This window comes from Rhodococcus sp. H29-C3 (genome assembly GCF_030063405.1).
Lineage (GTDB): Bacteria > Actinomycetota > Actinomycetes > Mycobacteriales > Mycobacteriaceae > Rhodococcoides.
Map to the genome: position 1 here is coordinate 51,154 of NZ_JASITC010000017.1, position 7,863 is coordinate 59,016.

The 7,863-nt window shown below is 61.4% G+C and carries 9 protein-coding genes; 6 read left to right on the forward strand and 3 right to left on the reverse strand.

Annotated elements, in window-relative coordinates; translation table 11 throughout:
- Window positions 1–33 precede the first annotated feature (33 nt).
- The 6 genes from QMK32_RS22730 (at window position 34) to QMK32_RS22755 (ending at window position 4,750) form a co-directional block, all read left to right on the forward strand.
- Window positions 34–690 carry a type IV toxin-antitoxin system AbiEi family antitoxin domain-containing protein gene (locus tag QMK32_RS22730; protein ID WP_283477682.1) on the forward strand — a complete coding sequence of 219 codons (657 nt, stop codon included), beginning with the start codon at window positions 34–36 and terminating at the stop codon, window positions 688–690.
- Entirely contained in the window at window positions 691–1,749 is a 1,059-nt protein-coding gene (locus QMK32_RS22735; protein WP_283477684.1) for a nucleotidyl transferase AbiEii/AbiGii toxin family protein, read from the forward strand.
- Window positions 1,750–2,088: 339 nt separating this feature from the next.
- A complete protein-coding gene (locus QMK32_RS22740) occupies window positions 2,089–2,724 on the forward strand; it encodes a DUF1109 domain-containing protein (RefSeq protein WP_283477686.1) in 636 nt (211 codons plus the stop codon).
- A gap of 287 nt (window positions 2,725–3,011) precedes the next feature.
- A complete protein-coding gene (locus QMK32_RS22745; protein WP_283477687.1) occupies window positions 3,012–3,395 on the forward strand; it encodes an SdpI family protein in 384 nt (127 codons plus the stop codon).
- Window positions 3,396–3,740: 345 nt separating this feature from the next.
- Complete coding sequence (locus QMK32_RS22750; RefSeq protein ID WP_283477688.1) at window positions 3,741–4,100, forward strand: PadR family transcriptional regulator; 360 nt, start codon at window positions 3,741–3,743, stop codon at window positions 4,098–4,100.
- Window positions 4,097–4,750 carry a hypothetical protein gene (locus tag QMK32_RS22755; RefSeq protein WP_283477689.1) on the forward strand — a complete coding sequence of 218 codons (654 nt, stop codon included), beginning with the start codon at window positions 4,097–4,099 and terminating at the stop codon, window positions 4,748–4,750. The genes QMK32_RS22750 and QMK32_RS22755 overlap by 4 nt, the downstream gene beginning before the upstream one ends.
- A gap of 516 nt (window positions 4,751–5,266) precedes the next feature.
- On the opposite strand, the gene QMK32_RS22760 is transcribed toward QMK32_RS22755, so the two are convergent.
- The 3 genes from QMK32_RS22760 to QMK32_RS22770 all read right to left on the reverse strand — a co-directional run bounded on the left by QMK32_RS22760 (window position 5,267) and on the right by QMK32_RS22770 (window position 7,629).
- Window positions 5,267–6,166 (reverse strand): hypothetical protein, encoded by a 900-nt coding sequence (locus QMK32_RS22760; RefSeq protein WP_283477690.1) that lies wholly within the window; start codon window positions 6,164–6,166, stop codon window positions 5,267–5,269.
- Between the two features lie 639 nt (window positions 6,167–6,805).
- Entirely contained in the window at window positions 6,806–7,240 is a 435-nt protein-coding gene (locus tag QMK32_RS22765; RefSeq protein ID WP_283477691.1) for a hypothetical protein, read from the reverse strand.
- Between the two features lie 137 nt (window positions 7,241–7,377).
- Window positions 7,378–7,629, reverse strand: a complete 252-nt coding sequence (locus QMK32_RS22770; protein ID WP_283477693.1) for a hypothetical protein — start codon at window positions 7,627–7,629, stop codon at window positions 7,378–7,380.
- Window positions 7,630–7,863: the final 234 nt, after the last annotated feature.

The following is a 7,863-nucleotide window of genomic DNA, read 5'->3' on the forward strand; positions in this document are numbered from 1 at the left end:
GTACTTCAGATCCCCAAGTGCTATTATTGCTGCATGTCGGACGAGTGGAGTGAACTGCGGGAGGTCTCGCGTAATCAGTTCTGGTTGTTCACCGCCGCCCAGGCACGCCATCGCAGGTTTCGCACGTACCAGTTGGCCCGAGCAGTGGATCGGAACGTACTCGTCCGGGTCCACCACGGGGTCTACGGATTCGTCGACGCCGAAGGGTGGTGCCCGTTCGAGAACGTCGCCGCCCAGTGGCTTGCGCTGGACCCCGGAGCCGACATCGATGCACGCCGCGGCGCACCGGAGGTGATCGTCAGCCACGAGAGCGCCGGCTCGATCAGGGGCATGGGAACGATCGCCTCGTACGGGGTGGACCTGACTTCACCTCGGCGGATCAACGTCCGTGACCCGCACACCCGCACCTACCGCCGGCCGCTCGGGGAGCGCGGTGTCGACTGGGACCTGTACGAGGGATTGCCGGTGGCCACCGAAACGCGAGTGATCACCGATCTTGCCGAAAAGCGTATCGATGGCGGCGATCTGGGCACTGTTGTGCGCGATTGCATCGACTACGGCACCCTCTCGGCCGACACAGTCGTCGGTCTTCTCGCCCCGTACGCCGCGCGGTGGAATCTCCCGGCGTTCGACGGCACGAGTCTGCTCGAGCTGCTGTTGTGGTCGTGCCGTGAGCCGGTAGGGGCCTGAGTGCCGCATTACGCCGACGAGGGCGACTTTCGGAAAGCGCTGATCGCGCGACTTCGAGAGCTCGGCACGGACACCGGATGGGGTCCACAGGACGCCGCTCGCGCCTTCGCACTGCAACAGCTGACCTCGCGACTGTTCCGATCCTCCAGCGCCCGAAGCTGGGTGCTCACTGGCGGCACCGCCCTGCAATACCGCAGCAGCGAAGCCCGCCCGACCACCGACGCCGACCTTGCGTTCGCGGCCGACGCAGCTACGCTCCGCAGCACTCTGACGAGCGCCCTCGCACCGCGCGAGGGCGAGTACGGCATTTTCGACGTCGCTGTACGTGTCTCCGCCGACTCGGGCCAGCACAAAGCTCGCATCACCTACTTGGTCGACGGTCAACGGTTGGCCAGTGCCACCCTCGACGTGAATACCACTCGTACAACCGATTTCGAGCCGGACACTCTCACTCCGGCACCGTTCGTGTCGATGCCCGATCTTCTACCGCCGCCGCCGATGCAGGTCTATCCCGTTGCGCGGCATCTGGCGGACAAGGTGACCGCGATGTACGAACGTCACGGCGCCGCTTCGGCGTCGCCTTCGACGCGCCCGCACGACCTCGCCGACATCGTCATCCTTGCCCGCAGCAGTATCGTCGATGCTCGCGATTTGCTCGCCGCGATCCGAAGCGAAGAGCAGCGCCGCGGTGTCACTGTGCCATCCCCACTTGTTCTGCCTGACGAGTTGTGGGTGAGTAGCTATCGTCGCCGCGTCGAACGCAGCGGATTGCCTGCCTCACTGCATGAGGCGCGATCTGCACTGGGCGTCGCCAACGAACTGCTCGGCCCGATCATGTCTGGACAGGTACTCGATGGGCGGTGGGATCCGACTTCTCTCACCTGGACTGCGGGCGAGAGGGGAGGGGTGCAGCCACCGCTATCGATGAGGATGCTCTTTCGTGCCGTCAAGCCGCGGCGATCGACGTCGCAGCCACGGCAATCAGATCACCAGTCGGCGCCGCAACCTCCAACACCGCCGATTTACGAAGCGCGCCCTGACACCGGATTCTCACTGTGAGGCTTCGCCGCGAAGGGAGGGGCGTTCCGGGAGTACAGCGCACCCATGCGGGCTTGCACGACGCTGTCTCTAACACTCGCAACACCGAATGTGTATGAATCAGACCATTTGACAACAGCTTTCGCGACTACTGGTAACCCTGAAAAGCTCGTCGTGTTGCCCAGTGTCGAAACCCTGTGCGGATGGGCGGCTGCACCACTTTATGCAGCCCCCTACCGGTTTCTGTCACGTCCACGCCGACATCCCATTCGCGACTGACTTCGGGTGCCGATACCAGTGCTGAGCATCGGTTCTGTGCGGTCGGTGCCACCGTTGTGTTGTCACCGATACGCTGGATCGATGGCGAGAATGACATCGCTCGACAATTGGGTGCATCGGCAGCTGACGGGAGAGCGGACACTGGCGAAGCCACCCGGTCCAATACTGCTGTTCATCGTGACGGCCGCCGTCGCGGTATGGATCTGCGTCAAACGAAATTGGTGGCCATCGCCGTTCGGCGCACATACCTGGGCCGACCCATTGCTTGCCCATTTAGTCGTACTGGGCGTTCTGGCCGTCACCGGACTGGTGTGGGCGGTACGAACCCTCTACGTGCTCGGCCGCGACCGACGTTGGTCCTGGTGGATACTCCCTGCGCCCTTCGTCGTCTCTGCCGCTTTCGCGTTCGTGGTTTGGGGGCCAGCTACGACATTCCTCGACAAACGTGGCGAGTTCGAGGCCATCGCCATCGACATCAGGGAGAACCCCGGCACGTCCCGCGAGGAGTTCGAGATCGGTCCTTTCGATATCAGTAGCGCGCGAGGGGGCTCGTCGGGAGAGGTCTACTTCGTCGACAATTCGACTGTTTTCTTTAGCTTCACGAGTGGGTGGGTGCACTCACCTGATCATGAACCGCGCGGCCTCGGCAATGTCGATTTCTCCTCGGCCCACCTCGATGGCCCGTGGTACCGATACGAATCGGTGTACCGAGACTGATCAACATTCGTAGCAGCAAGGGTGTGGCGGCGCAGAGCGAGATACACTGTCGCATAATACATTCAGAGGCTTACCGGTAACCCTGCATATCAAGACTGGTCGTATTGCTGCCAGTCCGGAGCCAGTAACTGGACTACACACTCCACGGTCTTCAAATGTTTGCACTTAGAGTTGATCCTGTGACTGGAACCCGCAGACCTCAGTACGCGACCACCAGTGAAGTACTGAATTAGCCGCCATGGACGAGACGTTGGCCTGTCGCGCAAACAGTCTGGATGGAGGACGGAGTGGAGACAGAATCTGTTCGTGGTTTGGTCGTAGCGCTGGCAGCGACCCTGTCGGCGCTGTCGATAACCGTCTACGTGACGGCATTCGTGACCAAGGGCCATCAGGAGCCGAATTGGGCTATCGGCATCAAGACTCGTGCGACGAAGTCGAGCAAAGAGGCTTGGGTAGCGGGGCACCGTGCGGCGTATCCATTCATGATGGCGGGCGCGACGCACTGCGCCGTATCCGCGGTATTGATAGCGGCGCTCCTGCTGATCGATCCATCACCTGGTACCGCGGTTCTGGTTCTCTCCGGCGCGCTTGCACTCGGGGCGGCCGCCATTCTTACGGTGAGTGGCATCAAGGCCGATCGAGAGGCCAGGAAACACGCACCAACCACCTAGCTTGAATCCCACTTCGGGTTCGTGATGTTGATGTTTCCGACGCGGATGCGAGTGTCCGATAACAGGACTGGTCGAGCGCATGCCCGGCGCTCGACGACACGTGACGGACGAAAAGTACTGCAACAGGGCAATATACAGACGTTCATTGGTAGCTCCGAATATGAGGAGTTGCCGTGCTCCCCGATTCTTGGCGGCCACCCGCACTAGTGCTGCCTCTCCGGCAGGGTCGCGCATTGACGCACCGCTACTTGCTTCCGCACCTGATGTCGGGTTGCGGTTGTCGCATGTCCACGCGGCTCCGTCGGACTCTTGCTTAACACGCTAGCGGCAGCTACCTTGTTGAGCATGAGTGCTGTCGAGAGGCGAAGCCTGGTGCTTCGAGGGGTGTTGGACTTGTGCCTATTGGCGCTACTGAGGGAGCGGCCCGTCTATGGCTATGAACTGACCCAACGACTTGCCGAGCAGGACCTGCTCGTCGCAGGAGGGTCGGCGTACCCATTGCTTGCTCGCCTGGAAAAGACCGGGCTCGTCGTCTCCGAAAAAGCACCGTCCCCATCTGGCCCGCCTCGAAAGTATTACTCGCTTAGCGCACTCGGAGCAGATGCGTTGGAGAGCGGTACGACCGAATGGATCGCCGTCTCCACGAGCGTCACCACTCTTCTTCGATCACCCAACTCAGCCAACAACAGAACGGTCGTGACATGAACTCCTCCATTGCAGATGTCGAGAACGACACAACCCAAGATGTCCTGCGGGAGGCGAATCGTCTATGGAGACGTCGCAGTGTGCGAGGCGTCGACCGCGCCGAACTACTCGACGAGTTGGAAGCCGAACTCGCGGGCGCGTACCGTGATGGACACGGACCGACTGTGGTCCTGGGTGACGACAAATCTGAGACGCTTCGGCAATGGGCGGACGAGCGACGAGTGTCCGGTCGCGCACTGCGGCTCGGTCTGGTTGTTCCAGCCGCTCTGGTCGGCATCGCCGTGGGCTTGGCGGTCGTCCTGCTTGCCCTCTTCGCAGGTTTCTCGAACCGCTGGTCATTCGATCCGGGCCCCTTCGTGCTTCCGCTTTATACTTCGGCAGGACTGCTGGCCTACCTGTGTGCACTCCTCTGCGTGTGGTTCACCCTTCGCCACGATCCGCATGCTCCGTCGACCGTCTGGTGGCTCGCTGCGCTTCTACCGATGGGTGCCGTTCTCGGCACGGGAGCAGGCGTCGCTGTTGCGTGGTGGAGAAACTTCAACACCAGTTCAACTGTCTTTACCGTAGTTATTGGAGTGGTCGTAGTAGTGATCGGTGCGACGGTCGGACTGGCCCGGTATCAGGCAGTTCGATCGTCATCTGCGCGCTAGCTTCGCCACCGTGTCAGCAGCCGTGGTCTTCCATGCCGAGAGCACCCAACCAGGACATCAGTAGCTCAGAAAACTGTCGGGGACGACTGGTCATAACGCCGTCACGGCCCTGCTGCGAGGCGGACTGATCGTTCGAACCCGCTCCATCTGAACCGCCGACGGGTGAGCAGCAGTGTACGAGCGAAAGATGCTGCGGCTCAGCATATGCAGAGGTTTACTGGTAGCCCTGCATATCAAAACTTGTCGTATTCCCTGGTGCCCACTAACGCCTCAGTTAGGAATCTTCACTGCCACGCGGCTTGACATGAAACCGTGTGGCACAGCCTCGCGTGGGTGATCGGTTCTCAGCTGGGCGAAAACGTTATCCGGATTGGCCGGATGCGGCGCGGACGATGACTGGCCTCAACCCCGCCTTGACAAATTCCGCAGTCCGGTACCAATGCCAGGACTGCACAGGCCACGGTCTGCACGTGCGTGCAGTTAGCGTTGATCCGCTCCCGGCATCTCGGGTTGTGGTCATGACAACGCACGTATCAAGTTCTCCGGTGCCTGCAGCGGCAGGTAGCCGTCGGCGATGACGCGTCGGCAACCGTCCAGCTCCACCAGTACCTGCCTCTGATCCGTCGCCGCGCCCTCTACGTACACCGTGGAGGCGATTCGCGACGCCGCGTCAACACAGTCCGGTGCCAGGGTGAGCGAGGCGGTATCGAAACCGGATTCGACGTAGTCGGTCCCAACGAAGTCCGCACCTTCCGGTGTGATGTCGAAACGGCAGTAAATGTTGCCGACGGTGAGCACACCCGGGACGGTGGACCCTCCGCGCGGGGGTGCAAGGATCGGCGCGCAACTCGATAGTCTCAGACGGAGATTCAGCTCGTCCTGTGTGATGCGATATTCGATAGACGATGCCACCGTCATGTTGCCGATAGCCGAGAGCGCGGCGATGTTCGGCAAGCCGCATTCGTGGGAAGGAAAGGTCGGAGCTATCGCGCGGCCCTGTGCGTCGAGTAGCCACAAATCGGGCGTCGGCACAACACTGTAGCTCGGACATTCTCCGGCGAGAGGTGACCGGCGCGCCGTTGGTTCGTTCAGGAGCCGAACTACCTCCTTGAAATCGCCCTCATACCGCGTTTCGTCGTATCCGCGGCCGTTGCCCAGTTCGAGGGCTCCAGAAAAGTCGGTCGAGCAGACCACCGCCGCGACCGGTACGAAGTCGACGGGAACTGTTCCCGATGTCGGACGGCTGGGTGGTGGTGGCCGGCCCGGCGGCAGGCTGTCGTCGCATCGAAACGACTCCGCTGACCCGATCTGCGCGACGACACGGGTTGGAGCGTTCGCTACCCAGACCGCGTAGCCGCCCCCGATTATCAGTGCGAGCCCAGCGACCGCGAGCAGGTAGATCCACCGCCGCGTCATGCCGTCACAGTAGCCGCTGGAACAGTGTCGAGGCACTTACGTCAGCGTGAGCATCGGAACGCATTCAACCGGTAGCTACAGCCAGTTTGACTCATCCGATGCAACATGCAGTACTCCACTGGATATGCCCGTTATAGCAAGTCGACTTATTCGCCGGATTCGAGGGGGAATCGGGGCCCTGCGGTTCGAGTCCTCATAGGTGCTCCGTTAGAGCGCGGACTTCTCCCGCCTTTCGTTAGGGTCCGTTCATGGCAGTGGCGGACTATCGGCAGGTGGATCGATCATGAAGAATCGACGCTGGTTTGGAAGCACCCGGTTCGAGCTCTGGCTGAGTGCGGTCATTTTGGTGTGCCTGGTTGGTGCGGTTGGCCCGTCTGTCGTTGGAGACGTCGTTTCTGTTCAGTCGCCTTGGAATTGGGCCATGCTGGTGGTTTGGGTGTGTGTCGTCGTCTCGTTCGTTCACACATTCGTCAAAGGATGGCGCGAAATTACAAGCAAGACTGCGTTTCTCATGTATGAATCTTCCGTCGTATAGGGAGATCCTCGTGCTGCACACGCAGCGACTGATGCTCCGACCTTGTATCGAGAGCGCCGCACGACGTTGCGAACCGGGCCAGGGTCCCCGAGGCGGTCCTGTATTCAAGCGGTGCGGTCGGCCGCAGGAGCGAGAAGGTAGGCGAATAGGTAGCTCGACGCCATGATCGCCGCCAGTGCGATCCACCAGGGCGAGAACCCGTCCGTATAGGTGGAGATATCGCCGGCAGCGACCACCAGCCAGCACAAGGCAAACGCGGTCACCAGCGCGACTGCCGCTGCAGTGCACGCGGCGAATCGGTGTCTCCACGTACGGTGTGATCGTGCGGCCCACACGCGATTCGACCACAATGCGTAGCGGCCCCCACCGACCGCGACCACACCGACCAACAGTCCGACCACCGCACCGCAGAACGCTGGAAACACCAGCAGCGCCAACCAGGACATGGGCCCTTCGAGAACCTCGGGAAGCATGACACCCGCACCTGCACAGGCACCGGTAACAGCGGCGACCCTCAGTTCTTTCTCGACCCAGTCCACAGTTCCACTAGAACACGTCGGTAACGCGGTTTGGTCCCAGAGTCGCTGTCTCGCCGCTCACGTTCACACTTAGACCCCGTTCGCGCCGTTCGCGACACCTGTGCGGAGTCTCGAAGGTCCTCACGGAGGGCGGGCAGTCACGTCGGGCGCGGCCCAATCGCCGGATAGCTGCCCATCGGGACGCCGGAGCGTGCGGCGTGGATGTTCATGACCTGGTTGCTGTATCCGAGTAGATCGGCGAGCGTTGCGGCGTCGAGTTCCTTGGTCAGGTCGTGCAACACGGCGTTGCGAACCGCGAAGGAGATGCCATATCGCCTGCTCAGGCCGAATTGCTTGTCGTGAACCCGTCTCTTCGGAGCAGCGTCTAGATGTGGACGTGGGATGAGCATGGCGATGGTGTCGATGCAGCTCAGGCGAGTACTGGCGCAGCGCGGGGGCAGTTACACGAAGGAGAGTTATTCGCGCCGAGTGCTGATAACCAATCTACTACCTGACGTAATATAAATTATCGGCATGCAACCGTGACGAATTTCATCTGATGCGACAATTGGTCGCCGTCTGCGTATTCAGCCCTTGACGTGCAGCAGAGCAGTGCCACCTGCACCGCATCAAACCCGCCTGGG

What these genes read in the sequence shown, in the direction of transcription:
- QMK32_RS22770 (WP_283477693.1), bottom strand. Translation starts at nt 7,629, where the DNA reads ATGCTCATCCCACGTCCACATCTAGACGCTGCTCCGAAGAGACGGGTT.
- QMK32_RS22755 (WP_283477689.1), top strand. Translation starts at nt 4,097, where the DNA reads ATGAACTCCTCCATTGCAGATGTCGAGAACGACACAACCCAAGATGTC.
- QMK32_RS22740 (WP_283477686.1), top strand. Translation starts at nt 2,089, where the DNA reads ATGGCGAGAATGACATCGCTCGACAATTGGGTGCATCGGCAGCTGACG.
- QMK32_RS22750 (WP_283477688.1), top strand. Translation starts at nt 3,741, where the DNA reads ATGAGTGCTGTCGAGAGGCGAAGCCTGGTGCTTCGAGGGGTGTTGGAC.
- QMK32_RS22760 (WP_283477690.1), bottom strand. Translation starts at nt 6,166, where the DNA reads ATGACGCGGCGGTGGATCTACCTGCTCGCGGTCGCTGGGCTCGCACTG.
- QMK32_RS22730 (WP_283477682.1), top strand. Translation starts at nt 34, where the DNA reads ATGTCGGACGAGTGGAGTGAACTGCGGGAGGTCTCGCGTAATCAGTTC.